This is a genomic window from Youngiibacter multivorans, assembly GCF_017873395.1.
In the GTDB taxonomy this organism is placed as follows: domain Bacteria; phylum Bacillota; class Clostridia; order Clostridiales; family Clostridiaceae; genus Youngiibacter; species Youngiibacter multivorans.
This window is the reverse complement of sequence record NZ_JAGGKC010000038.1, coordinates 1-25004: the sequence shown is the minus strand read 5'-3', so window position 1 is coordinate 25004 and position 25004 is coordinate 1. Positions and strand designations below refer to the sequence as shown.

At 44.0% G+C, this 25004-nt stretch carries 28 protein-coding genes; 22 read left to right on the top strand and 6 right to left on the bottom strand.

Annotated features, from left to right (window positions below):
* The first annotated feature begins 168 nt into the window (after nt 1-168).
* The 5 genes from J2Z34_RS16185 to J2Z34_RS16165 all read left to right on the top strand — a co-directional run bounded on the left by J2Z34_RS16185 (nt 169) and on the right by J2Z34_RS16165 (nt 5304).
* Nucleotides 169-1545 (top strand): L,D-transpeptidase family protein, encoded by a 1377-nt coding sequence (locus J2Z34_RS16185; RefSeq protein ID WP_209460912.1) that lies wholly within the window; start codon nt 169-171, stop codon nt 1543-1545.
* Between the two features lie 141 nt (nt 1546-1686).
* Complete coding sequence (locus tag J2Z34_RS16180) at nt 1687-1962, top strand: hypothetical protein (RefSeq protein WP_209460911.1); 276 nt, start codon at nt 1687-1689, stop codon at nt 1960-1962.
* A 147-nt stretch (nt 1963-2109) separates the two neighbouring features.
* A complete protein-coding gene (locus J2Z34_RS16175; RefSeq protein WP_209460910.1) occupies nt 2110-4467 on the top strand; it encodes a cation-translocating P-type ATPase in 2358 nt (785 codons plus the stop codon).
* A gap of 1 nt (nt 4468) precedes the next feature.
* Nucleotides 4469-4879 (top strand): DUF4395 family protein, encoded by a 411-nt coding sequence (locus J2Z34_RS16170; RefSeq protein ID WP_209460909.1) that lies wholly within the window; start codon nt 4469-4471, stop codon nt 4877-4879.
* A 44-nt stretch (nt 4880-4923) separates the two neighbouring features.
* Nucleotides 4924-5304 (top strand): zinc ribbon domain-containing protein, encoded by a 381-nt coding sequence (locus tag J2Z34_RS16165; RefSeq protein ID WP_209460908.1) that lies wholly within the window; start codon nt 4924-4926, stop codon nt 5302-5304.
* 439 nt (nt 5305-5743) lie between these two features.
* Here the strand turns inward: J2Z34_RS16165 and J2Z34_RS16160 are convergent, their stop codons facing one another.
* Both J2Z34_RS16160 and J2Z34_RS16155 read right to left on the bottom strand, forming a co-directional pair.
* On the bottom strand, nt 5744-6703 hold the full coding sequence (locus J2Z34_RS16160; RefSeq protein WP_342453216.1) for a nucleotidyl transferase AbiEii/AbiGii toxin family protein: 960 nt from the start codon (nt 6701-6703) through the stop codon (nt 5744-5746).
* A complete protein-coding gene (locus J2Z34_RS16155) occupies nt 6687-7454 on the bottom strand; it encodes a type IV toxin-antitoxin system AbiEi family antitoxin domain-containing protein (protein ID WP_209460907.1) in 768 nt (255 codons plus the stop codon). The genes J2Z34_RS16160 and J2Z34_RS16155 overlap by 17 nt, the downstream gene beginning before the upstream one ends.
* Nucleotides 7455-7712: 258 nt before the next feature.
* On the opposite strand from J2Z34_RS16155, the gene J2Z34_RS16150 reads away from it, so the two are divergent.
* A complete protein-coding gene (locus J2Z34_RS16150; RefSeq protein ID WP_209460906.1) occupies nt 7713-7943 on the top strand; it encodes a zinc ribbon domain-containing protein in 231 nt (76 codons plus the stop codon).
* A gap of 365 nt (nt 7944-8308) precedes the next feature.
* Here the strand turns inward: J2Z34_RS16150 and J2Z34_RS16145 are convergent, their stop codons facing one another.
* Nucleotides 8309-8563: a hypothetical protein gene (locus J2Z34_RS16145; RefSeq protein WP_209460905.1), complete on the bottom strand. Its 255-nt coding sequence runs from the start codon at nt 8561-8563 to the stop codon at nt 8309-8311.
* 262 nt (nt 8564-8825) lie between these two features.
* Here J2Z34_RS16145 and J2Z34_RS16140 point away from each other — a divergent pair, with 262 nt between their 5' ends.
* The 8 genes from J2Z34_RS16140 (at nt 8826) to iscB (ending at nt 14402) form a co-directional block, all read left to right on the top strand.
* Nucleotides 8826-9053 carry a DUF1858 domain-containing protein gene (locus J2Z34_RS16140; protein ID WP_209460904.1) on the top strand — a complete coding sequence of 76 codons (228 nt, stop codon included), beginning with the start codon at nt 8826-8828 and terminating at the stop codon, nt 9051-9053.
* Entirely contained in the window at nt 9053-10291 is a 1239-nt protein-coding gene (locus J2Z34_RS16135) for a DUF438 domain-containing protein (RefSeq protein WP_209460903.1), read from the top strand. The genes J2Z34_RS16140 and J2Z34_RS16135 overlap by 1 nt, the downstream gene beginning before the upstream one ends.
* Before the next feature lie 121 nt (nt 10292-10412).
* Nucleotides 10413-10715, top strand: coding sequence for a hypothetical protein (locus tag J2Z34_RS16130; RefSeq protein ID WP_209460902.1), 303 nt, complete (start codon nt 10413-10415; stop codon nt 10713-10715).
* 128 nt (nt 10716-10843) lie between these two features.
* Nucleotides 10844-11632 carry a thymidylate synthase gene (locus J2Z34_RS16125; protein WP_209460901.1) on the top strand — a complete coding sequence of 263 codons (789 nt, stop codon included), beginning with the start codon at nt 10844-10846 and terminating at the stop codon, nt 11630-11632.
* Complete coding sequence (locus J2Z34_RS16120) at nt 11632-12126, top strand: dihydrofolate reductase (protein ID WP_209460900.1); 495 nt, start codon at nt 11632-11634, stop codon at nt 12124-12126. The genes J2Z34_RS16125 and J2Z34_RS16120 overlap by 1 nt, the downstream gene beginning before the upstream one ends.
* Before the next feature lie 236 nt (nt 12127-12362).
* Nucleotides 12363-12608, top strand: coding sequence for a type II toxin-antitoxin system prevent-host-death family antitoxin (locus J2Z34_RS16115; RefSeq protein ID WP_209460899.1), 246 nt, complete (start codon nt 12363-12365; stop codon nt 12606-12608).
* Nucleotides 12608-12898 carry a type II toxin-antitoxin system RelE/ParE family toxin gene (locus J2Z34_RS16110; RefSeq protein ID WP_209460898.1) on the top strand — a complete coding sequence of 97 codons (291 nt, stop codon included), beginning with the start codon at nt 12608-12610 and terminating at the stop codon, nt 12896-12898. Before J2Z34_RS16115 ends, J2Z34_RS16110 begins: the two co-directional genes overlap by 1 nt.
* Nucleotides 12899-13151: 253 nt before the next feature.
* Nucleotides 13152-14402 carry an RNA-guided endonuclease IscB gene (iscB, locus tag J2Z34_RS16105; RefSeq protein ID WP_209460897.1) on the top strand — a complete coding sequence of 417 codons (1251 nt, stop codon included), beginning with the start codon at nt 13152-13154 and terminating at the stop codon, nt 14400-14402.
* A 421-nt stretch (nt 14403-14823) separates the two neighbouring features.
* Here the strand turns inward: iscB and J2Z34_RS16100 are convergent, their stop codons facing one another.
* From J2Z34_RS16100 to J2Z34_RS16090, 3 genes are all read right to left on the bottom strand, one after another.
* Complete coding sequence (locus J2Z34_RS16100; protein ID WP_209460896.1) at nt 14824-15429, bottom strand: hypothetical protein; 606 nt, start codon at nt 15427-15429, stop codon at nt 14824-14826.
* Between the two features lie 429 nt (nt 15430-15858).
* Nucleotides 15859-17082: an SLC45 family MFS transporter gene (locus tag J2Z34_RS16095; protein WP_209460895.1), complete on the bottom strand. Its 1224-nt coding sequence runs from the start codon at nt 17080-17082 to the stop codon at nt 15859-15861.
* Nucleotides 17066-17821, bottom strand: coding sequence for a glycerophosphodiester phosphodiesterase (locus tag J2Z34_RS16090; RefSeq protein WP_245250859.1), 756 nt, complete (start codon nt 17819-17821; stop codon nt 17066-17068). The genes J2Z34_RS16095 and J2Z34_RS16090 overlap by 17 nt, the downstream gene beginning before the upstream one ends.
* Nucleotides 17822-17961: 140 nt before the next feature.
* Between J2Z34_RS16090 and J2Z34_RS16085 the strand changes: the two genes are divergently transcribed.
* The 8 genes from J2Z34_RS16085 (at nt 17962) to J2Z34_RS16050 (ending at nt 24712) form a co-directional block, all read left to right on the top strand.
* Nucleotides 17962-19674, top strand: coding sequence for an ABC transporter ATP-binding protein (locus tag J2Z34_RS16085; protein WP_209460894.1), 1713 nt, complete (start codon nt 17962-17964; stop codon nt 19672-19674).
* A 26-nt stretch (nt 19675-19700) separates the two neighbouring features.
* Nucleotides 19701-20243: a chromate transporter gene (locus tag J2Z34_RS16080; RefSeq protein WP_209460893.1), complete on the top strand. Its 543-nt coding sequence runs from the start codon at nt 19701-19703 to the stop codon at nt 20241-20243.
* Nucleotides 20244-20768 carry a chromate transporter gene (locus tag J2Z34_RS16075; protein ID WP_209460892.1) on the top strand — a complete coding sequence of 175 codons (525 nt, stop codon included), beginning with the start codon at nt 20244-20246 and terminating at the stop codon, nt 20766-20768.
* Between the two features lie 180 nt (nt 20769-20948).
* Nucleotides 20949-21584, top strand: a complete 636-nt coding sequence (locus J2Z34_RS16070; protein WP_209460891.1) for a TetR/AcrR family transcriptional regulator — start codon at nt 20949-20951, stop codon at nt 21582-21584.
* Nucleotides 21581-22435, top strand: a complete 855-nt coding sequence (locus J2Z34_RS16065) for an ABC transporter ATP-binding protein (protein WP_209460890.1) — start codon at nt 21581-21583, stop codon at nt 22433-22435. Before J2Z34_RS16070 ends, J2Z34_RS16065 begins: the two co-directional genes overlap by 4 nt.
* A complete protein-coding gene (locus J2Z34_RS16060) occupies nt 22435-23481 on the top strand; it encodes an ABC transporter permease (protein ID WP_209460889.1) in 1047 nt (348 codons plus the stop codon). The genes J2Z34_RS16065 and J2Z34_RS16060 overlap by 1 nt, the downstream gene beginning before the upstream one ends.
* Complete coding sequence (locus tag J2Z34_RS16055; RefSeq protein WP_209460888.1) at nt 23481-24479, top strand: ABC transporter permease; 999 nt, start codon at nt 23481-23483, stop codon at nt 24477-24479. The genes J2Z34_RS16060 and J2Z34_RS16055 overlap by 1 nt, the downstream gene beginning before the upstream one ends.
* Before the next feature lie 26 nt (nt 24480-24505).
* Nucleotides 24506-24712: a hypothetical protein gene (locus J2Z34_RS16050; RefSeq protein ID WP_209460887.1), complete on the top strand. Its 207-nt coding sequence runs from the start codon at nt 24506-24508 to the stop codon at nt 24710-24712.
* Nucleotides 24713-25004: the final 292 nt, after the last annotated feature.

Sequence of the window (25004 nt, the reverse complement as noted above, 5' to 3'; positions counted from 1 at the left end):
CTATTTTTTTCATGCGAAGAAATACTCTGTTAATTCAAGAGGCATAAGTATAGAATTTAGACAAGGAACTATCGCGTAGCGATTTTGTACAATTGTGGTGTTAGTTTAGATTCGGTTCTATCATAAATGCAATATTTGTTATCAGTTTTATAAGAAAGGATTGAACTTATGAGCAGCATCAGGAACAAGGGTCTTAAGGCAGCTGGCATTGCACTGGTTGTGCTATTGCTTGCCTACTTTGGCATCCGGTATTACTTTACAGACCGTTATTATTACGGTACACATATCAACGGGATCGATGTCTCATTCAAGACACTGGCTGAGTCGGAAGCATTGCTTAAGTCAGAGATTGAAAACTATGTACTGGAAATCAAGGGAATAGACGTTGCAAGCGAAACAATAACCGCAGCAGACGTTGGTCTTGAACTGAAGAGCGAGAACAAGCTGCTTGAACTTAAGGCTGATCAGAATGCATCCTCATGGTTTCTGTCACTCTTCAGCGCACAGCATCTTAACCTGAATGATGTGGTAGTATATGACGATGCTAAGCTTTCAAACAGGATTGCAGACCTTGAATGCCTTGATCCTGGTAATGTGATTGAGCCGAAAAGCGCATACATCGAATTTGAAGGCGGAGCATTCAAGATTGTTCCGGAGGTTACCGGAAACAGGCTTGATGAAGATAAGCTCAGGGAAGCCATAAAGGAAGCGGTAAACAGTGAGGCAGGTTCCATAGACCTCGATGAGAAGGGATTGTATGACAAGCCGGCATACACATCCGAATCGCCTGAAGTCAAGGCAGCGCTTGAGGTTGCAGGCAAGTATGCATCAACAAGCATAACCTATGAGCGTTCAGGTGAAGACATCGTAGCTGATGCAGCCCTAATAAGCCAATGGGTAAACATAGATGAGAATTTCAAAGTTTCTATAGATGAGGCAAAGGTTTCTCAGTTTGTGGATGAACTGGCTGGAAAGTACAATACCTACAAGACTCCAAGAAGCTTCAAGACATCACTTGGAACGACAGTGACAATCAGTCGTGGAGACTATGGCTGGAGGATCAATTCACAGGCTGAAAAGGATGTGATCCTGAAGGCTGTTGCAGATGGACAGAAGATAGTAAGGGAGCCAGATTATCTCCAGAAGGCAGCTTCCCATGGTGCTGCAGACTATGGCAGCACATATCTTGAGATAAGCCTTTCAGCACAGCATGCATGGTTCTACAAGAACGGAGTGCTCATCGCCCATGGCGACGTAGTGACCGGAGATGTAGAGAATGGCACAACCACTCCAACCGGTATATACAGGCTTAAGTACAAGGACAAGGATGCTACCCTGAGAGGGGAAGATTATGAATCTGATGTCGCCTACTGGATGCCATTCAATGGAGATGTAGGATTCCATGATGCTTCCTGGAGAAGCAAGTTCGGCGGGGATATATATCTTACAAACGGCTCACATGGCTGCGTAAACGCACCATACAGCCTTGCGCAGGCGGTATTCAACAACATCAGTGCAGGAAATGCGGTAATTGTATACAGATGATTCAAGGGGAGCGTCATGCTCCCCTTACGCTTTATGGGGATTGTTTCCGGTTGCATTGGGCTCCAACGATTTCACAGATTATCAATACTTAGTATACAATTGTATGCTACGCTGTTGTCAAAATCATAGGAGGGAAAGCAAATGGGACTATTCACTGAGCAAGAGATCCATGACATGATGGAGACGAAGAACAGGGCCATACAGGACTACATGTCGGAATACAAGCTGGATGACATGCCTGAAGAGAATGCAGTTTTAAAGAAAGTAGTGTCCCAATTCCTCATACGTCCCAGATTCGTACCGTCATCAGCAAAGGATGAGGACAAGGCGATTGTTGCTTACCTTGAAATGCTGGTGGAGCAGAACTGGATAATAATAAAGCAGCTGGGCAGAATATCAGGCAATAACGAAAAATAGAACTAAGGCGAGACTGCACGAAAAGGCAGTCTTTTATTATGCATGCATTCACTGAAATGTAACATCAGGTACATGTTAAAGATTGGTATAATTCAGGTATAGGAAGCATTTGCCGCGTTCTATGGGGGACAGAGGAAGGTGCTGGAAATGGGAGAGAACACACGGTATAGTGTTAGCGGCTTGACCGAGGCTGAGGTAAGGCAGAGGGTAGAGGATGGTAGAGTCAATGCGTATGTCCAGAAAGCAAGCAGGACATATGCTGAGATAATAAGGTCCAATGTGCTTACCAGATTCAATGCAGTGCTCGGAGGCCTGTTTCTTGTGGTCATCATATTAGGTTCCATAAACGATGCGCTATTTGGAATGGTGCTGATCCTTAACAGCCTTATTGGAATCATCCAGGAGATAAGAGCAAAGAAGACACTTGATGCCCTTTCACTCATTAGTGCTCCGAAGGCAAAGGTAATAAGAGAAGGCAGCCAGATTGAGATACCCTATGACCAGGTTGTGGTGGACGATCTTCTTGTTCTCCACCCCGGGGACCAGGTAGTAGTTGACGGTACTGTAGTATCTTCCGCAGGACTGGAGTTAGACGAATCAATGCTGACTGGAGAGTCTCTGCCTGTAGGCAAAGTATCAGGGGATGAGCTGTTTTCCGGCAGCCACACCGTTGCGGGTACAGGAAGATATCTGGCAGTCAAGGTCGGCTCAGAGGCATATGCACAGGAGCTTGCTGACAAGGCAAGGAAATTCAGCCTTTCCAAATCAGAGCTGAGAGAAGGTATAGACAGGCTTCTTAAATGGATATTCTGGAGCATAGTGCCGGTTGCAATGCTTTTGTTCTACAGTCAGGTAAGGGCAGGCCTCTCAATTCACGACACCTTCATTGGAACAGTTGCAGGAATAGTTGGTATCATACCGCAGGGTCTGGTCCTCCTTACAAGCATAGCCTTTGCAATTAGCGTGATAACGCTCGGAAGGCAAAGGGTGCTGGTGCAGGAGCTGCCTGCAGTTGAAGTCCTTGCCAGAGTAGATGTCCTTTGCGTAGATAAGACTGGTACTCTTACAGACGGAACCCTCCAGACCTGCGAGATAGTGGAGCTTGAGGAAGGCTTAGACCTAAGCAGCATACTCGGGGCAATCTGCAACGCTTCAATCCATAAGAATCCAACAATCGCTGCGATCGAGGTGAATTATCCCGATCCGCACTGGCCCCTAACAGGCTCAGTCCCATTTTCATCAGAGCGCAAATGGAGCTATGCTGGCTTTGGTGAACATGGTCACTGGATACTGGGAGCCCCTGAGATGCTTTTGGATGGAAAGGAAACATCTGGAAAAATAAAAGAGACTCATGAGGCTTACGCCAAAAAAGGATACAGAGTTCTTATGCTTGCAAGGAGTGAGTCTGCTCCAGCTAATAGTGTGCTTCCAGACTCACTTGTTCCTGTTGCTCTGATACTCATAGCAGAAAGGGTAAGGAAAGATGTAGCCGAAGCAATGAAGTTCTTCAGGGAGCAGGGGGTTGCAATAAAGGTAATCTCAGGGGATAATCCTTCCACCGCGCATAGCGTCGCAAGAAGGGCAGGAATAACCAATGGGGGAGATGCCTATGACGTCAGATTTATGCCTGAGGATGAAGCTGAAGTGGCTGAAATAATGGAAGCCTATGACGTTTTCGGGAGAGTTACGCCTTACCAGAAGCAGAAGATGGTGAAGGCACTCCAATCAAAGGGGCATGTTGTTGCAATGACAGGAGATGGAGTTAACGACGTGCTTGCTCTCAAGGACGCAGACCTAGGTATGGCTGTAGGTTCTGGTGTGGCAGCTACAAAGTCAGTAGCAAGGATAGTCCTCCTAGACGGAAAGTTCGCGACACTGCCAAGAATCGTCGCTGAAGGCAGGCGTCTCATTGCCAACATAGAGCTTGTTGCAAACCTCTTTCTTGTGAAGACTGTATGCGTCATGTTGATTGACCTTGTTACTTCAGTGACTGGCATGCCGTTTCCATTTCTTCCAAGGCACCTGTCCCTCGTAAGTGAAATTACCATCGGTATACCTGCATTCTTTCTGGCACTGGCACCGAACATTAAAAGATACAAGCCGGGCTTTGTAGATAGGATACTGCATTTCGTTATACCCATAGGGTCAATCGCCGCAATATTCACAATGGCTTCCTTCTATCTTGCACTAAATGGAGGAGCTTCACTTGAAGAATCAAGGACAGCAGCCACACTGACACTGCTCCTTTCCAGCATGTGGGTGCTCATCATACTTGCCAGGCCGATTACAAGGCTCAGGATCCTTCTCGTAGCATCAATGAATATCCTTATGGTTATGGTATTTTTTGTTCCATTCATGAGGAACTTCTTCGCTCTGGACTTTCCACAGTTTAAAATACTTTTAATTACAGGCATCATGACATTGGTATCGATAGTGGTGATTGAAGCGTACTGGAGGCTTCGTATAAGAAGCAAGGTTTCTGAATCTGATAAGGGGAGGGGATGAAATGGGAAGTGACAAGGTTATGATTTCAAAAGGCGGATATGCCTTCAGCAGATATTTTCTTGCGGTGCTTATATGGATGAGCCTGCTTCTAAAGCAAAAGGAACTGCTTCTGATAGTGCTTGCCTTCCTACTCCTGGCAGTAGCGCTGAAGCTCAGAAGGTCTCCTCTGGTTGTCTTCTATGACAGTACGATCGGACGGATCCTTCAGTCGAAGCAGGTTGAGATTGATGAAGATGGCCTTCGCTTCGCAAATGCACTTGGAGGCACCCTTTGTCTTATCTGCCTGGGACTTCTATATTTCGGTCCTGTAGCCCTTGGCTGGTACATCACTGGATTCTTCGCTGTCTTCAAGACTGTCTCAGCATTCGGATATTGCCCTGGCCTAAAGCTCTATGAACTGCTGTGGAAATGATGTAGAATGGAACTCTGGATGATGGAGAGGAAAGAGGTGTACCATTGTTTTTCATAGGAATTTTCGGGGTAAAGCAGGGACAGAAGGAGATAGGGGCTGAGAACAATGTGATTTGTCCTGAATGCGGACGTCTGACAAGGCTTTCGGTAGTCAAACAAAGCTCTTACTTCCATATATTCTTCATACCTATATTCAGATGGAATGTAAGATATTTTGCCAAGTCACACTGCTGCGGGCAGGTATTCGAGCTTAATGCTGAGGCAGGCAAGGAATTCGAGGAAGGAAAATCAGGCGCGATTTCGCAGGGAGACCTGACTAGGATCGGACCACAAGGCAGGATCGGACTTGTAACCTGCGGCAGCTGTGGTGTAAAGGTTGAGAATAGCTACAGGTTTTGTCCACACTGTGGAAATCCGTTGACTTGAAAAAGAACCCTTTACCAGTCGCAAGCAAGCGGGAATTGTTGCTCACATGGGAGTCTTGCTTAAAGTTTGAGAAAATGGAAAAGTTCTGAAAATGGAAACCCTCATCAAAGATGAGGGTTTCGCTGATTTTTGCTGGTAGTCTGTAGGTATCTGGAAGATCCGGCGACCGTAACATGAAGCGAGTCTACCTCCACCGAGTTATCCAAATCTATGTTCGGGAGCTTTCAAAGCACATATGTCAGGTACGGGAATGTGTTTGAGGTTGATGTCCTTGGCTGTCTCGATTATGCTGTAAACGCAGTGATACGAGAAGTAAAACCAAGGCTCATTTTTCTCCAATATTAATCGCAAAGCATATAACCCACTCAGATTCGCTAACCTCGGTTAAGTACCGAAGAAAGATTCCTTTTAAGTGGGTTGCATTTAAATTTGACATTGGTCATCTAGTCTTCCATAGGGCCATTGGATGATTTTTAATGCGGTTAAGAATATCCTTATCTTCAAAAAGAAGCTCCGGAGCATATTCTCCTTTTTCAAATCTGTCCAAGAATTCCTTCTCTTCATTTCCTAGAACCATTAAATCATAAATATATTCTTTGACGAGCCACTTAGCTGGTTCTAGCTCAAAATCGTCTATCCTTTTAATTACTGGGAATAGATCCGTTTTTATTTTCCTCTTGGTGATGGAATCTATTGCCTTTGTTTCAAAAGTCTTGTTTATACTATTTTTGTCCCTGGCTGATATTGCTGCATAGAATACCACGCACTTTCTTAGCATCTCCTCTTCTGATATACAAAACAACCCGATGTTTATCATATTCCAAGCATCATACAAATCTCTTGCTGCTGCTCGGCTAAGTAGAGCATTTATCTTGCTGCCATAAATCTCTAGTGGATCTAAAGACTTCACTTTATACTCACTAGAGAACTGTTCATTAATAATCGGCCTTTCTTGAGCTTCAAGAACATGAGCCCGAAGAGAGTAGTTGACTTCGATCTTAATGTTATCTTTATTCCCACTGGCTCCCATGTAGTCATAGACCCATGAATCCAAGCTATGAGGATTTTTAGTCTTTGGATTAATCATATACCCTTGCGATAACATGTATTTATCTAACGTGGTATTGATGACCTCTCTGTTCTCAAGCATTTCCTTTCTGCTGTTGGTGATTAAATAATCCAAATCTATATCTACAGAAAGTCGGGGTAAATTGAAAATAGTAAGATTGATGGCAGTCCCGCCCTTTAATGCAAGATTATCTTTGAGAATTGGGTTTGTGTTTAAATACTCCAGAATGTCAGCAAGCCTCGTAACCTTTTCTAGGGTATCTCTTATGAAGCCCAACTCATCTGCTTTTTTTCCCAGATAATTAATATCGTAATTATACAGGTATTTCACCTCCCTGATCCTTCAATTCAAATAACCCTTCTGGAACCATAAGTTCCCATTCATTATTGTAGGAACTATTGTCTTTTAATTCATTCACCAGATACCTTCTGCTTTTTCCTATTTTGCTCTTACAATACTCAATAAACTCACTTGATAGTTGCATCTCTTTTCGATAATTATCGAGCAAATAGCCCACCCGTTGATAAAGACCTTGAGTATCATATATATCAAGATATCCTATTAGCTTCTTTTCATCCAGGTAATGGACTCCTTCCAAGTAGTTAAGCAGTTCTTCAAACCCACCTATTTTATTGAAATCCCGGATACTATCAACAACTGTCCGTTCCAGATCTGTGATTCGAACTCCGGTGGTATTTTTTGCTTCAATAACACCTTCACTCATCCTGGAAGCAACATACCTATAAGTCACATGAGCATATTCAAAGTGATTGAATTTTGTTTTGGATGACACATATACTTCATAGAATACTTGGTTTGCAAGCCCGTAATATTCAAATGCACTATGATGAGATATATAAGCAGTGTCGGTTATTGCACAAGCGATTTGAAAACGGGTCGCTACCAACTGTCCAGTTGCCAGGTTCACTGCAGAGTATATATTCTTTCGTATCTTTCTAACTAGATCTTTTTTCATCAAACGGTCCAGTTGAGAATAGGCCGTCTTCTCATTACCTACAAGCTTTTTAACATCTTCAATTGTGAAAACCGGATACTTCGATAGTTCGGCAAATACCTCCACTTATCTCACCCCTTTTTACTTTGGGTATGATATTCTTCATATTTGAAGAAATACATTCCATTATTAATAATATGTTAATCGTTTCAGATTGGCACTATCTATATTATTTTAATATTAGCACGTTATTCTTTAAATGTAAAGAATAAAATTCCATTATTAAAAAGTGATTAGCATTTCGATGGAATCTATGAATAGTGAATTTGTTGATTTTTTTCTGGGCTAAAACATTCTATTTTCTCAAACTTAAGCAGGAATTTCATGGACAAAACAATTTCCGATCATATTTGTCCGAAATGCGGCCCGGTATTCGAGCTTAATGCTGAGGCAGGCAAGGAATTCGAGGAAGGAAAATCCGGCGCGATTTCGCAAAGAGACATGACGAGGATCGGACCACAAGGCAGGACCGGACTTGTAACCTGCAGCAGCTGTGGTGTAAAGGTTGAGAATAGCTACAGGTTTTGTCCGCACTGTGGAAATCCGTTGACGTGAAAAAGAACCCTTCACCAGTCGCAATTACACTGGTGAAGGGTTTTAGAATTCCCTTATAGTTTATATATACCAAAAAGTGAAACTGATCCAACCGCTGTATCTGGTGACAATTCTCCAACCCGTATTGCAGCAGAGTGCAGATGTAGAATCTGTACCTCGTGGTAAATCCGCAGTGAAATATTAGCAAACAATGAACGTATCGCGGTTAAAGTATCTGATAATTCGCCTTTTACGTTTTGAAGCTATTGATGCAGCATCCTCAGGCGCTGTCAAACGCGGTGATAATGAGCTCTGCCGATATTATGTTGTACCTGGATTTAGCCCAGGTTTCTAGTACCTGCTGTTTATATGTTTTGTAGCCGGAATCAATAAAATCCTTGTGCCGGCTTCAGACTGTAGAATTCCTTATCCCTGAGTATCCTTCTGGCTGATTCCTTTAGATAGTCGGATTCCGGTAGGAGTCCGCTGTCTATAAGCTTTATCAGGTTTATCGCCCCATGCAGGGACTTCAGGTGTGAATGCTGGGAATAACTGGACTGATGCTTCCTTACGACCACATAGTCTGTTAATCCAACCCTCAGTATCTTGAAGTTCTTATGGTAATAAACAACTCGAGACATCCAATCAACTCCTAAAGTAAATTAACTGAATATTCTTTTATTAATTTTATTATATACGATGTCAGACCAAAAATACAGACGTTTTTTGTAAAATTTGAAATTATTTTCGTTAATTCGACTTAACATAAATAGATGCTGATAATGAACAGATTCTGAACAGAGACAATGTGTCATTTCCATGAATTTTGACTTAAGTCAAAGATTAGTTACATATTAAGATGTAGAATCTAATTGTAAGACTATGGCTGAAGGAGAGTGGGACTTGAAAAGGATAGACCTTAGGAAGTCAGTTTACGAGATTTGTACTGCGGAGCCCGAAGTGGCCGATTTACTTAAAGGCCTTGGGTTCACATCCATAACAGAGCCAGGAATGCTTCAGACCGCAGGAAGGTTCATGACGATACCAAAGGCATCAGTGATGAAGAAGATCCCGATGCAAATGATAATTGAGGAATTCAAGAAAAAAGGATATGAATTGGAGGAGATTTGATGAGCGACCTGATCAACAACAGAGAAACATTCATGACAAACGATGAAAAGAGACAGCAGATGCTGAGGAGCATGATACTGAAGCTTCATGACGGGGTTGACCCGGCTGAGGTGAAGAAGGAATTCAAGGAGAAGTTTTCCGGAGTGTCATCTTATGAGATTTCACAGATGGAGCAGAATCTTATTGGAGAGGGTATGGCAGTCGAGGAGATACAGAGGCTCTGCGAAGTTCATGCTGATATCTTCAAGGGATCTGTTGAGGAAGTGCACACAAAGTCAAAGGAAGAGGAGAGCATAGGGCATCCGGTGAGGGTACTCAGGGAAGAGAACTTCGCTATTGAAAGGCTCATAGATGATGAGATAATGCCGAAGCTTGATGCATACTTCAATCATCCTGAAGCTCCAATAAAGCACCTCCTTCTTGCTGACCTTAACCTTCTCCTGGACATTGACAAGCATTACTCCAGGAAAGAAAATGTCATATTCCCATTTATGGAGAGATATGGCATAACCGCACCTCCAAAGGTAATGTGGGGAGTGGACGACGAGATAAGGGCTGACCTCAAGGAGGTCAAGGCTCTCATAACGGCAGACGACAGGGAGAAGGCAAGGGACAAGACTTACGCTGCGCTTGACAGGGTCAAGGAGATGATCTTCAAGGAAGAACAGATCCTGATACCAATGCTCCTTGAGAAGTTCACCGAGGACGAGTGGCTTGAGATAGCTTCAGACAGCGATGAGATTGGCTACTGCATTGTTGAGCCTAAGGGCAAGTGGGTACCTGACAGGGTTTCATTCCTGATGAAGCCTGAGACCAAGAATATTCCAGTTGACGGGAACATAAGGTTTGGAATAGGATTCCTCTCGCTCAAGGAGCTGGAGACAGTACTCAACACTTTGCCAGTCGATATAACCTTCATAGATGAGAAGGATACTGTAAAGTACTTCAATCTTGCCAAGGAAAGGATTTTCCCGAGAACCAAGTCAGTAATCGGACGTACTGTGCAGAACTGTCATCCGCCCCAGAGTGTAGCGACTGTTGAAAAGCTGCTCGCTGATTTCAAGGCAGGCAGGAAGGACCAGGAGAGCTTCTGGATCGACATGAAGGGCATGTTCGTGTTCATCACCTACTATGCAATCAGGGATGAAGCAGGAAAGTACATGGGAACCCTTGAGGTAACACAGAACGTAAAGAGCATAAGGGACCTTACCGGAGAGAAGAGACTGCTTTCTGAATAATATATTGAGTGCTTTGGATACATAATGTTAATGCTTTACTCACATGAAATTTATGTTTTGGCTGTATCATAGTATCTACAGAAATACTAATCGGCTTAATGAATAAACGAGAGGTGATTGCATGAAATCAGAAATCACAAAGCTTTTGAAATGGAGAAAGGGCGTAACCGAGGAAGAACCACTTAAAGACTACTGGAGAACACTGACTGACCTGATTACCAGCAACGAGGAGCAGGGATACGAGATCATGAGGGAAGCCACAGACGATGAGGTTTACTATCTCAGCGAGATTTTCGAGGACATCTCAGAGCGATTGAAAAGTGAGAAGTTCATAAGTCTGCTCAACGAGCTTAAGGTAAAATTCCCGGAAACGGTCAAGGATGATGACATAGAGCTGGCGATATCAGCAATGAAGAAGAAATAAATTAATCTGCCCCAGGCAATAGCCTGGGGTATTCCTTTGAAGTTAACTTTCTTCCGTATGACTTGTTTAAAATTGTTGATATTGCAGTTATAATGGATTGTATATGAAATTGGCAGGGGGTAATAGCTTTGAACAACGCTGACAGGCAATATCTTGAAATAGTTAAGGATATCCTGGACAATGGCTGGTACGACCAGAACAGGACAGGGATAAAGACATATAAGCTACCGCATAAGGTCATGCAATTTGACCTTGCTAAGGAATTTCCAATACTTACATCAAAATTCGTCGGATTCAAGACAGCTGTGAAGGAGATGCTCTGGATATACAGGGACCAGTCAAACTCGGTACTGAAGCTCCAGGAGGAGAATGTGCACATCTGGGATGAATGGATGAAGGAAGATGGGACCATCGGAACATCCTACGGATGGGTGGTCAAGGAGTACAGGCAGATTGACAAGCTCATAGAGCAGCTAAAGACCAATCCTCAGGACAGGAGGATGATAATGAGCCTTTGGCAGATTCCTCATCTTGAAGGAGGATCGCTTTATCCGTGTGCATTCATGACGATGTGGGATGTAACAGGGGACAGGCTAAACTGCATGCTGGTGCAGAGGTCTGCTGACATGCCTCTTGGTGTGCCTTTCAACATGGCTCAGTACGCAGTGCTGGTCCATCTGATAGCTCAGGTTACAGGTCTTAAGCCGGGACTCTTTACTCACGTTATAAACAATGCGCATGTATATGAGAACCAGATACCTGGAATGAAGGAACAGCTCTCAAGAGGAGAAGCACCAGAACCCCCGAAGCTCTGGATCAATCCTGAAATAAAGGACTTCTACGACTTCACGATAGACGATATAAAGCTTGTCGACTACAAGCATCTGGGAAAAATTGAAATGGAGGTGGCTGTCTGATGCTGAGCCTTATTGCGGCAGTCACGGACAAGGGAATCATCGGGAACGAGGGTACCCTGATATGGACAATTAAGAAAGATCTGAAGCATTTCAGGGAAAAGACCATGGGCAAGAAGATGATCATGGGAAGGACAACATTCGAAAGCTTCAAGAAGCCACTGCCAGGCAGAGAGCACATAGTACTCACAAGGGATGAATCCTATGATGTTCCTGAAGGAGTAAAGCTTATCCATGGGATGGAGGAAGCACTTGAATACTCAAAGCTTGATGAAGAAGTATTCGTTATAGGTGGCGGAGAAATATACAGGAAGCTGATCCTCCACTGCTCAACACTTTACATCACATGGGTCCACAGTGAATTTGACGGCGACACCGTATTCCCGGTTGAAATGCTCGACAGCTTCGAGCTTGTTGAAAGCATCGACGATACTGACGAGGAAAGCGGAATGAAGCTGACCTTCGCAGAGTACAGGAAGAAGACAAGGAAGAACTGATAAGTTAAGACAGCTGAAACTGAAAATGGCGATAACCATCGGTATACGGTGGTTATCGCCATTTCTACGTGAATTCAGCAATCCGGCAGGGCTCAAATCTTATCACGAAGTAACACAAGAATCGCATATTTGAAAATGCTATACAATTTAAAATATTATTGATGTAAATTAACGAGTTAATTCGCATTGTTATTTGCAAGCGAATAGAATAAAATAAACCTAAGGAGATGGTATTAATGCCAAACATAAAGCCGATTTCTGACTTAAGGAACTATACTGAAGTCTTAAGTGAAGTAAAGGAGAACAGCCCTGTTTACCTTACAAGAAATGGACGCGGTGAATATGCAATCATAAAGTTGGAAGAATTGGACAGGTTAAAATCAACAATCAGGTTGCTGGCAAAGCTAGAGGAAGGTGAAAAATCAGCAAGAGAGGAAGGCTGGATTTCCGCTGATGATGTTGAAGCCATGCTTGGACTATGATGGTAACCAAGATAGAATACTCTCCAGCTGCAAAAGAAGATTTATTGCACATAAAGAAGCAAATTGAGGACAAGTACAGTAAGAAAATCGCAGAAGAAGTAATATTTAAACTTATTAATAATGTTAGAAGGTTAGAGCAGTTTCCATTATCCGGTGTGAGTCTTGGGGAATCAATTGGTGTAAATGTAGACTACAGATACATTTTTGTTGAAAAGAACTATATTATATACCGAATTGACTCGAGTATCATTAAAATAATTAGGGTGTTGAGTCAACTAACCCTCGACTAAAGTCGAAGGCATGAGGAGCAATCCTTAATGCCTGGTTGATCAGCCTCAGTGCTTCGGCACTACGTTGTTTTTGTCATAACACCCACGGACGTCCATCCTAATCCGTGGCTCTGTTGTCTGTGATTAAAAGTTCTCTTGGGTTAACGGGAACGGTGTTGCAGACGTAAAAAGCAATTACAACATTGGCGAAGGATGCCAACCAGCTATGTTGCTGGAATTATGTACTTAACTACATCAAGAAAGGGGTGCCGGATTGGTCTACGTTTTAAGTAAAAATGGAAATCCACTTATGCCTACCAGCCGGCATGGAAAAGTGAAACATCTGTTGAAGGATGGCAAGGCAAAAGTGGTAAGAAGGACACCATTCACAATTCAGCTGCTGTATGATTCGCCTGAATATACTCAGGTAATCACTCTGGGAGTAGACGCAGGAAGCAAGGTAGTAGGACTTAGCGCAACTACTGAGAAGAAAGAGCTTTTTGTCTCAGAGATAACACTCCGGGATGATATCCCAGAGCTTCTGTCCACCAGAAGACAGAACCGAAGAACAAGGAGAAACCGCCTTCGCTACAGAATGGCAAGGTTTCTTAACCGCACCACATCGAAAAAGGAAGGGTGGCTTGCTCCTTCAGTCAAGCATAAGGTAGACAGCCACTTGAAGGTGATCGAGAATGTACACAGGATCCTCCCCATATCAAGGATAGTGATCGAAACAGCAAGTTTCGATATCCAGAAGATCAGGAATCCTGAGATCAGCGGGAGAGAATACCAGCAGGGAGAACAGTTAGGCTTCTGGAATACCAGGGAATACGTTCTATGGCGGGATAAACACGAATGTCAGCACTGCCATGGCAAGTCAAAGGACAGAGTATTGAATGTTCACTATAAGGAAAGCCGGAAGACCGGAGGAGATTCACCCGGCAATCTGGTCACCTTATGCGAGACATGCCACAAGAGCCATCATGCAGGAAGGATACAGCTGAAGCTTACTCCAAACAAGTCGTACAGAGATGCAAGCTTCATGGGCATCATGAGATGGTATGTATACAACAGTCTTCAGAAACTGTATCCAGATGTTTCCATGACCTATGGATACATCACAAAGAACAACCGTATAAGGAATAACATTGAAAAGACCCACAGCGCTGATGCATACTGCATCAGTGGAAACTTTAATGCCATAAGAAGCAACGAAATCTACAATCAGGCGTTCAAGAGGAAGCACAACCGACAGATACACAAGGCGAACTTCCTAAAGGGTGGAAAGAAAAAGCTGAATCAGTCTGCATACGAAGTCAAGGGATTCCGCCTGTTTGACCATGTGCGATACAGGGACGAGGAATGCTTCATTTTCGGAAAAAGGACATCTGGCTATTTTGATCTGCGTAAACTGGATGGCTCAGTTGTCCACAGGAGTGCAAGCTTCAAGGAACTTACATTATTGAAAAGACAGAGTACAATACTAATCGAAAGAAAGGGGTGTAATGGAGTTCTCCTCTCATGACTGAAGTCACGAGTCTCCGAACTCCAATGTTTATGAAAGACAAGACTATTTGTCCAGATTAAAGTCCCTTCTCGAGCATGATAATAGTTTGTAATCTGCATAGCGACAAAGCGTTAAATAAGAACCAAATATCTGCTTATAATATGCATCATATTAGCGTAGAATTGGAAAGCATTAAAGGACTAAGAAGAAAGATAAGGTTAATTGAAAGGCGATGGCTGGAACAGGCTGTCTCCTTTTTGCTTAAGTTACACAATTATGTCCTTACAACCATAATTGGTATGGATATCCAATTAATCTCAGCACATATTTTTTGGAGTTGGAAAATATTAAATTGGTTATGTAGAAATCCAAACGCCGCTCTCATGAAGCGGTGCGAAGGAATTGGAATATGGAGTTATAGTTCAATAGATTATTGCTTTTAGGGGATTGGATGTTTCCTTCTGTATAGTCCAAGTGCAAGAGACATACCGATTCCTACTCCCATTACAATGGCAACATAATTGGGGTCCTGGGCATGGAAAGGAGAAATCAACTCCATGAAAAGGCTGCGGATAGGATAGTCCTTGTTGAATGCCCTGACCAGCAATCCGAATGGGAAAGCTGCAAGCCCGGAAATCAATGCGGAGAAGACCACTGCACGCCTTCCAAATATTATACCTCCCAAAATAGCGCCGCATACCGCACCAACGATGGCGATTGCAAATGCATCAGCCATTCCGGATGAGCTGACGGATTCCGGAAGAATGGGCACCAGGTCGAAGAAGCCGGCAATGCCGAAAGAAACCAGCACTCCTAATGGAAGTCCCATGAAGCAGACTAAAGTCATAACCGGAAGCTTCTTCCAGAGACCAACCATTACTGATAACATGAGTCCGCCGATTCCACCGCTCACAGCAAAAAGAATGAAACCATCTTCAATGGTGTTCCCAAAGAGTGAGACTACCAGTGCACTGAAAGTGAATGCAACGGCTCCTGCAACACCAGACCATATTACACCTATTGGTTTAGAGTAAAATCGTTCCATTTAATCATCTCCCATATGATATTGGGGTATTTGACAGACTTAAAGGGTGATTCATATATTCCTATTAGTAATATTTAAAATCTTTAATGACAAATTTTCAACTTTATTGAGTACTTCAACAGCAGAGTTTATATGAGACAATATTTATCAAAATATCATGCTGGCTTTAAGAGTCAGGCTAATCCCTGGTGACAGTCTTCACTGTAATGACGGACAATTAAGCTAAGGGAACAAAATTTAAAAACTTACAATAGAAGTATCATCAGCGATATCCAAATAGGGAATTAATCAATGAACCACATCCCAATTTCTTTTTTTGTATTTAATGTGAAGAACCTGAACCGGCAGTTCAACATGGGCCGGTTCAGGTTCTTGTTCTACAATAATAGTCTGATGTTTTCATTCAGGTCATGAGATGGCTAAGGACATTTACTCCCTGCCATTAAGCTCTGCCCGCTTGTCCTTTACCATCGTCATGAAGACGAAGGCCAGTATGAAGAAGAAGGCTCCATAGAGGAACATTATACTGAAGCCGAAGGTGTCGACGATGAATCCAAGAAGCGGCGGGGATACTATGTTCGCTATGGATGAAAACAGGTAGTATACGCCTGTGTAGGTGCCGAGGAGGCCCAGAGGGGACATGTCAGCAACCAGCGGGTATGAGTTGATGTTGATACAGGCCCATGAGAATCCAACAAGTAGGAATAATCCTCTTATTATTGTTATAGCGTTAGGATTGCCTGGCTTTACGAAATAGATTGCAACCATCAAGGCTATTACACCGGCTACTCCTATCCTTATGGTGTTCCTCTTGCCAATCTTTGTGCCGATAAGTCCGGCAGGAATGGCGAACATGAGGAAGCTAAGGGATATGAATGAGAGGGTGAAGGCTGAGACGGAAGGGTCAACTCCGAGATACAGCGAGCCATATCTGGTGAAGAAGGTCTCAACACCGTTGAAGCCTATGAACCAGCTGCAGATTGCGAAAAGTAGGAAAGTGGTGTTCCTGTCTTTAAGTGCAGTCTTAACTCCTGTAACGAAATCCCTCTTCTCCTCAGCCTTCTCGTAGCCAATGACGTCCCTTCTTTCCTTTATGTTCATGAAGAGTACCGTAAAGGCGATTACTATGAGTACTGCTGAAAGATAGAAGGGGTATCCTTCTCCGTACTTGAAGAGCCTTGAACCTATTACGTATGCAATAAGCGAACCAATTCCGCCCATGAAGTTTATAATGCTGTTTGCCTTGGACCTGTGTTCCATGTAAGTTATGTCAGGCATGAGAGCAATTACAGGTGACCTGTAGAGGCTCATTGAAAGGTTCATGAAGACCAGGAAGAATACCAGGGAAGTCAGGTTGAAATGATTTGGTATGAGTGCCATGAATACCGCGGCAAGGGGCATGCCTATCATGATGAATGGCATCCTTCTGCCGAACCTGGTGTTGATCCCGTCGCTGTAGAAGCCGACAGCAGGCTGAATGAACAAAGCAAAGTAGTTGTCTATGGTCATAATGAAGCCAATCAGCGCTGAGCTTTCAAGGAAATTACCGAGAAGCACCGGCATGAATGCGTTGTATACGCTCCAAGTTATGCTGATTGCGAAGAATCCGAAGCCCAGCAGCAGTGTCTTTCTGTAATCAAGCTTTCTCTCCATGTTTACCAACTCCTAAAAATTCCATCATTTCTTTCGGCTTGTTAGTCATTATGCAGTCGACACCCATATCCATAAGCATCTTCGCTTCCTTGAAGTCATCCACGGTCCAGACATTTACCTTTATGTTCATCCTGTGGCAGGCATCTACGATCTGTTTGTTCACAAGGAGCCTGTAGGGATGGATGGCATCGGCGGTAAGTTCCTCCGCATATTTGTACGGCTTGTAGATTCCATCAGTATAAAGGATTCCTGTCCTGCAATCCCTGTCAATCTCCTTCAGGTCGTGGCAGCTGTAGTGGTTGAAGCTTGAGAATAGAACCTTGTCCATCATTCCGTTTTTCTTAACCATTCGGTAGGTCTTATCCTCGATGCCCTCATAAAGGAAGGAACCGTATTTGATCTCGATGTTAAGGAGGATATCCTTATCCTTTACAAGGTCAAGGAGCTCCTGAAGTGTAGGGATCCTCTCGCCCTTAAACTGAAGTCCTTTTTTTATCCCAAAGTCGAATTTCTGGAGCTCTTCATAGGTCAGATCCTTGATCCTTCCTGTTCCGTCAGAGACCCTTGATACATCCTCATCATGTATCAGTACAAGAACCCCGTCCTTTGTAACCTGAACATCGGTCTCGATGCCGTCCGCTCCGGCTTCAAGCGCCTTTCTGAATGCCAGCATGGTATTTTCCGGATATATGTGGGAATAACCCCTGTGTGCCAATACTAGTATTTCAACCACCTCCATCAAGCTGTTTGAAAATTTTGTTATCTTCCTCTAATTATACTATCCTTTTGGTTGGCTGATAATGGAAGTCTTGTTGATTGGACTTTATTTTTTTGCAATAAAGATATATTGTATTATACTATTGTGTGTGAGGTGAAATTATGGTCGAAAAATTCATTGAATACTACAAGCCGCACAAATGGCTGTTCCTGCTGGATATGGCAGCTGCCACACTTGTGGCCGCGTCAGACCTTATATTCCCGCAGATAACCAAGAAATTCATAAACGAGCTTATCCCGGGCAGGGATATAGACATGATCATGAAGCTTGGGATAGCAATGCTTGTTCTTTATGTCATAAGGTTCTTCATGGACTACATAGTTGGCTTCTATGGGCATCTCCTTGGGGTTAAGATGGAGTATGCCATGAGGAAGGACATGTTCTCACATCTTCAGAAGCTTTCATTCAGATACTATGATGACACAAAGACTGGACACATTATGTCAAGACTGGTGAACGACCTGAATGAGATAGCTGAGCTGGCTCATCACGGACCCGAGGACCTGTTCATTAGTTTTCTCATGATAGTAGGGTCCTTTGTCCTTCTTGCAAGGGTGGACCTTCCGCTTACACTTATCATATTCTCCATAGTGCCGTTCCTCATGGGATTTGCTATTATCTATAATTCCAGGATGAGGAACAACTTCAGGAAGATAAGGGTAAGCCTGTCTGAGATCAACGCAGGTCTTGAGGACAGCATTTCTGGAATCAGGGTGGTGAAGTCCTTCACCAATGAATGGTTCGAGGAAGAGAAGTTCGACAAGGGAAACGACAACTTCATGGGACTGAGGACAGAAAGTGTAAGGCAGCTTGGAATATTCAGCGGCGGCATACACTTCTTCTCAAATATCCTGAACCTGGCAGCGCTGGTATTCGGAGGCTATTTCGTATATCTCGGAAGGATAGACCTTGGTGACATGGTAGCCTTTGTAATATACATGAGCCTGATGCTTCAGCCTGTAAGAAGGCTCTCGAATTTCATTGAGCAGTTCCAGAAGGGAATGGCAGGCTTCAGGAGGTTTGTCGAGGTCATGGCGGTTAAGCCTGAGATCATCGACAGTGAGGATGCTGTGGAGCTTAAGGATGTTAAGGGTCATGTTGAGTTCAGGAACGTAGGCTTCTCTTACAACAACAAGGAAGAGGTACTGTCAGGAATAAACCTTGATGTGCCTGTGGGACAGACCATAGCTCTGGTAGGTCCGTCGGGAGTCGGCAAGACAACCCTGTGCAGCCTGATACCGAGATTCTATGAGACTGATTCAGGCTCAATTATGATTGATGGAAAGGACATAAAGAATGTCACAATCGAATCCCTGAGGGCAAACATTGGCATGGTTCAGCAGGATGTGTTCCTCTTCAGCGGAACCATATACGATAACATCTCATATGGAAAGCTTGATGCAACCTATGAAGATGTAGTTGTCGCCGCAAAAAGGGCCAACGCATATGACTTCATTATGGATACCCCTGACGGATTCATGACATATATAGGGGAAAGAGGCGTGAAGCTTTCAGGTGGGCAGAAGCAGAGGTTGTCAATCGCAAGGATGTTCCTTAAGAATCCGCCGATACTCATACTCGATGAAGCCACATCATCATTGGACAACCAGAGTGAGGCTGTGATACAGAAGTCCATAGAGGAGCTGGCCAGAGACAGGACAACATTTATCATAGCTCACAGGCTGGCAACCATCAGAAGCTCTGAGAGGATAATAGTCTTAACAAACGAGGGAATAACTGAAGACGGAACACACGAGGAGCTCCTGGCCATGAAGGGCGAATACTTCAAGCTCTACAATACGCAGCTCCTGTAATTAAGAAACGAAAGGATGTCATTATATTGAAGCTGTTACTCGAAATGTTCATATCCTTCTTCAAGATAGGTGCCTTTACCATCGGAGGAGGCTATGCCATGCTGCCGCTCATACAGAAGGAAGTGGTTGAAAACAAGAAATGGATCGGTGAGGAGGATTTCCTCGACATGGTGGCAATCTCCCAGTCTGCCCCTGGACCGATAGCTGTAAACATCAGCGTATTTGTCGGGAACAAGATAAAGGGCATTAAGGGAATGGCTGCAACAGTGCTTGGAGCGACCCTTCCATCATTCCTTATTATCATCCTTGTTGCATCTGTATTCATAGGGATTGAGAAACATCCCATAGTTGCCAGGGTATTCATGGGAATCAGGCCTGCAGTGGTCGCCCTTATAGCAGCACCTGTAATCAAGATGGCGAAGACAGCCAAGATGGACAGGAAGAACTTCTACATTCCTCTCTCTGCTGTAATTCTCGTAGGATTCCTGGGAGTTACTCCCATATATGTCATAATCGGATTAATCCTCTTCGGAATAATAACTACTTACATTAGAAGGAGGATGAAATAGATGCCGGTTTTACTTGACCTTTTCATAACCTTCTTCAAAATCGGGTTATTCAGCTTCGGCGGCGGCTACGCCATGCTTCCTCTCATTCAGAACGAGGTGGTTGTCAAGCACGGCTGGTTGACAGCGGAGTCCTTCATCAATATTGTTGGAATAAGCCAGGCGACACCGGGTCCAATTGCAATAAATTCAGCTACTTATGTTGGCTACAAGACGGCGGGGATAATAGGGTCAACCTGCGCAACCCTTGGCGTGGTTATGCCCTCAGTTATCATAATTTACATAGTCTCAAGGCTCTTCATGAAGTACAAGGACGGCATTTATGTCCAGGGTACGCTTAAGGTAATCAGGCTCGGAGCTGTCGGACTTATCGCAGCTGCAGCAGTACTTCTTATGGATGATGTCTTCGTGAACATCCAGAGCATACTGATATTTGCAGCCGCATTCATAGCCAACTTCAGGTTCAAGATGGATCCGATAAGGCTGGTAATAATTGCAGGAGTTGCGGGTTTCCTTATATTCAGGTAGGCTACATAAATCACTAAGTTAATTCCAAAGAAATAATCAGAAGTATTTTTAAACAAACCGGGGTGCACAGCATCCCGGTTTGTTTGCACTCGTTTACAAATATCGTGAAAAGTGGTAGAATATGACCAAGGAGTCATATGACCAGGTGGTCATAATTGTAAACTCGTTGGAGATGATAGGATGCCAAAAAGCACTTTCTTCAATTTGCCTGACGAAAAGAGGTGGAAGATAGAATCTGCAGCGCTTGAAGAATTCAGGAAGCACAGCTACCAGAGCTCGAGCATAAACAGGATAGTAAGCGTATCAGACATACCTAAGGGAAGCTTTTACCAGTATTTTGAAAACAAGAAGGACCTGTACATGCATATTATTTCGATAATTGCAGAAAAGAAGCTTGAGTACATGGGACCGCTCCTCCAGAATCCACAGAACCTGGACCTGTTCACCCTCATCAGGGAACTTTTCAGGTCAGGGATTGAGTTCGGAATAAACAATCCTGAATTTCTCGAAATCGGAAATCGCCTGATGAGAGACCAGTCATCTGAAATATACAAGGAGCTTCTGAATGACAACAGGTCAAGGTCCGACGAGATTTTCAAGAAATTGCTTAAGGAAGCCCAATCAAAGGGTGAGGTCAGGGAAGACCTGGACATTAATCTTGCCGCTTTCCTTCTGACTTCCTTGAATTCGACTGTAATGGATTATTACATAAGTGAACATGGCGATGAAGGCTATTCCATCGATATTCTGAAGGAGGTGGACAAGCTTATTGGCTTCATACGATATGGCTTTGCAGAAAGGGGTGAAGGGAATTGATCAAAGTCTCTAATCTTACCTATGTATATGACAAGAGCGACCACAAAGCGGTAGATGATGTCAGCTTTGAGGTTGAGAAGGGTGAGGTGTTCGGATTTCTAGGGCCTTCAGGTGCGGGAAAGTCCACCACACAGGGAATACTTACAGGTCTTCTTCCAATCCAGGGTGGCGAAGGAAGCGTTGCAGGACATGACCTGAGGAAGATTTCCAGTGAAATGTTCAACAGCATAGGCGTTTCCTTTGAGCAGTCAAACGTATATGGAAAGCTCACTGCGCTTGAGAACCTCGAGTTCTACAGGAAGCTTTTTGATACTGATACAATGGACCCGATGGAGCTTCTGAAGCTCGTAGGCCTTGACCACGTCTCGAAGAAGAGGGCGTCAACGTTCTCCAAGGGCATGAAGCACAGGCTGACCTTCGCGAGGAGCATGCTGAACAAGCCGGAGATTTGGTTTCTGGACGAACCTACGACAGGGCTTGACCCCGCCATAGGAAACCAGATAAAGGACATCATAAAGGAAAAGAACAAGGAGGGCACCACCATATTCCTTACCACCCACAACATGTTCATAGCTGATGAGCTATGTCACAGGGTGGGCTTCATTGTCGACGGAAAGCTCAGGCTCATTGATTCCCCTAAGAACCTGAAACTGAAATATGGTGAAAAGATGATAGACATCGAGTACAGGGAAGATGACAGGTCAATCAAGGAGACACTTTCGATTATCGAGGATAACGACAGACAGAGGTTAAGGAGCATAATAGACAAAGGTGAGATTCTCACAATGCACACAAAGGAGGCAACATTGGAGGAGATTTTCATCAAGGTCACCGGCAGGGGGTTGGTCTGATGAAACTCTGGTATACGTTCCTAAGAGACCTGAAGGTATCTTTCAGGACCTTCTATATCTATATCGAGATTGTAATGGCGCTTATATTTGTAGCGGTGGCATTGTTCGTTGTGCCGGAAGAGTATGTTCCGACGGTCAGGGCATATGTGCATGTGGAAGAGTCCCCGATGGCATCTGCCGTTAAGGAAAGGCTCGAAGAGGGAGGCGAGAGCATAGTTTTCGTTGACTCAAGGGATGCCCTTGTAAACAGCCTTTCTGCCGACAGGGAATCCTCAGGGGTATCTGTAACCTTTGACGGAAGCAAGATAAACTATGAAGTTGTACTGCAGGGATATGAGGGAGACAGGGTAAGGAACATGGTAAAGGCGTCGATTCTCTCAGATTATCTTGAGAAGATGCCTGGGTTCGAATCAAAGGCTGAAATTCAAGTGCTGGACACCAGAAGCACAAAGCTCAGCGACAGGGTAGGGATACTTCCGGTATTCCTGCTGTTTAATTCCGGATTCGTAGGCCTGTTCGTTGTCGCTGCCTACATCTTCATAGACAAGGATGAAGGAACGATCCGTGCACTTACTGTCACTCCAGTGAGGATAAGGGATTATCTTATCTCGAAGATGGGAGTCATGATGATGACCGGAATCGTGACAGGCCTGCTGACGACAATTCTTGTGGCAGGAAAGGACGCGAACTATCCATACCTTCTCCTGCTGCTTATAGGCACAAACATATTCGGGACCGCCATTGGGCTTCTGATTGCAAGCTTCTACGATAATATTATCAATTCGATGGGAAGCATATTCATTGTGGTGTTCCTGCTCGCAACTGCGACAGTCTCATACTATATGCCTGCATTTTCACCGATGGCCGTGAAGCTTCTACCCTCATATCCGATGCTTTTCGCATTCAAGGAAGTGTTCCTTGCCGAGCCTGACAGCTCCTTTGTGTTCATGGTTGCTGCTGGATCCGCTGCTGCAGGCATCCTGATTTTCGGTGCCGCGCTGTACAGGTTCAAGAAGACGCTGACTGTGGTTGGAGGTGCATTCTGATGAGAAGGGTACTTGTTCTATTTATGAAGGAGCTTAAGACAGGGCTGAGGGACAGCATGATAGTATACATACTCATCGCCCCTTTTATCCTTGCACTGATACTTAAGGCCATTTCCGCCTCGGTTTCCGCTACAACCATAAACATTGCCGTTGACGGAACAGTGAGCGAAGAGACTTCAGCAATTCTAAGCGAATACGCTGAAGTGACCCGATATGGCTCAAAGGACGAAGCTATAAGAAGGATTGGAGATTCAGATGATGTGTTCGGACTGACAATGGAAGGAGACAGGTACACCATAATAAGCCAGGGTGACGAGATGGAGAGAAGTGCAGAGCTTCTTGAGGGAATAATCAACCATATCAGTAACCTTGATACTCCTAAAGCGATTGGTGTTTCTGTGACAGATATCGGATGGAAGCTGTCTCCTCTAAGCCAGTATGGAGGAAGCCTGCTGGCGATATTCGTATCGGTGTTTGGCGGAATGGTGATACTTATTGGGCTTGTCCAGGAGAAACAGGAAAAGACCATAACAGCGCTTAACGTAAGTCCGATAGGGAAGGTCGAGCTTGCTGCAGGCAAGGCTGCCCTAGGCTTTCTGTTTCCACTCGCACAGGTTGTCGGAGTCATCGCACTTATGGGTTATGAAGGCATCGACTACCCTATGGTCATGGCAGTTACCGTATCGATCGCGTTCATAAGCGTCATAGTCGGCTTCGTTATCGGAGCAAACAATGACAATGTCATAGGTGCCATAGCAGGGATGAAGATACTGTTTGTCCCTATCCTGGCATCAGTGTTCGGGGCCATCCTATTAAAGGAAAGCCTTCAGTTTCTGCTTTACTGGTCGCCGTTCTACTGGGCATTCAAGGCTATGAACAAGATTGTACTGAATGAGGCGACGTGGCCAATGATTGCATCCTATAGCGGAATAATACTTGCGATCACCTGCGCAGTATTCATTCTGCTAAGGAAGAAGATACAACACGGACTTGTATGAATAATTAGAAAGAGGAGGTTTTTACATTGAACACACAAGCCCTTATAGGAATACTGCTCATAGTCTACGCGGCGGCAGTCGTGATGCTGACACTTAAGAAGCCGGAATCAATATGGAGCATGAAGAAGATACAGCTTTTTGAGAAGGCTCTTGGAGTCAAAGGTACTGAGATTTTCTTCTATGTTTTTGCAGCTATCGCTGGTGCGGTAGGTGTTTATCTGATGCTAAAATAACCAAAAGGCCGCGAAAGCGGCCTTTTGAGTTAAATGCGATAACCTTCATTCTCTATTGTTACTCAATGCATATGGAGAGTTAACAAGTCTTACTGCATGTTTTTGATGGTTTTTTTATAAGGTTTTTAAAAGTTTTTCAAATTCTTTGTTGACACTTCTTCACGCCCCGTGCTATTATATACAAGTCGCCTGAAGCGACAAGCTCTTTGAAAATTAAACAGAAATAGGTAATAAGACCAGAGTAAATTTTTTTGAGTCACCTCCATATTGGTTGGAGGAAGACGTCTCGAGT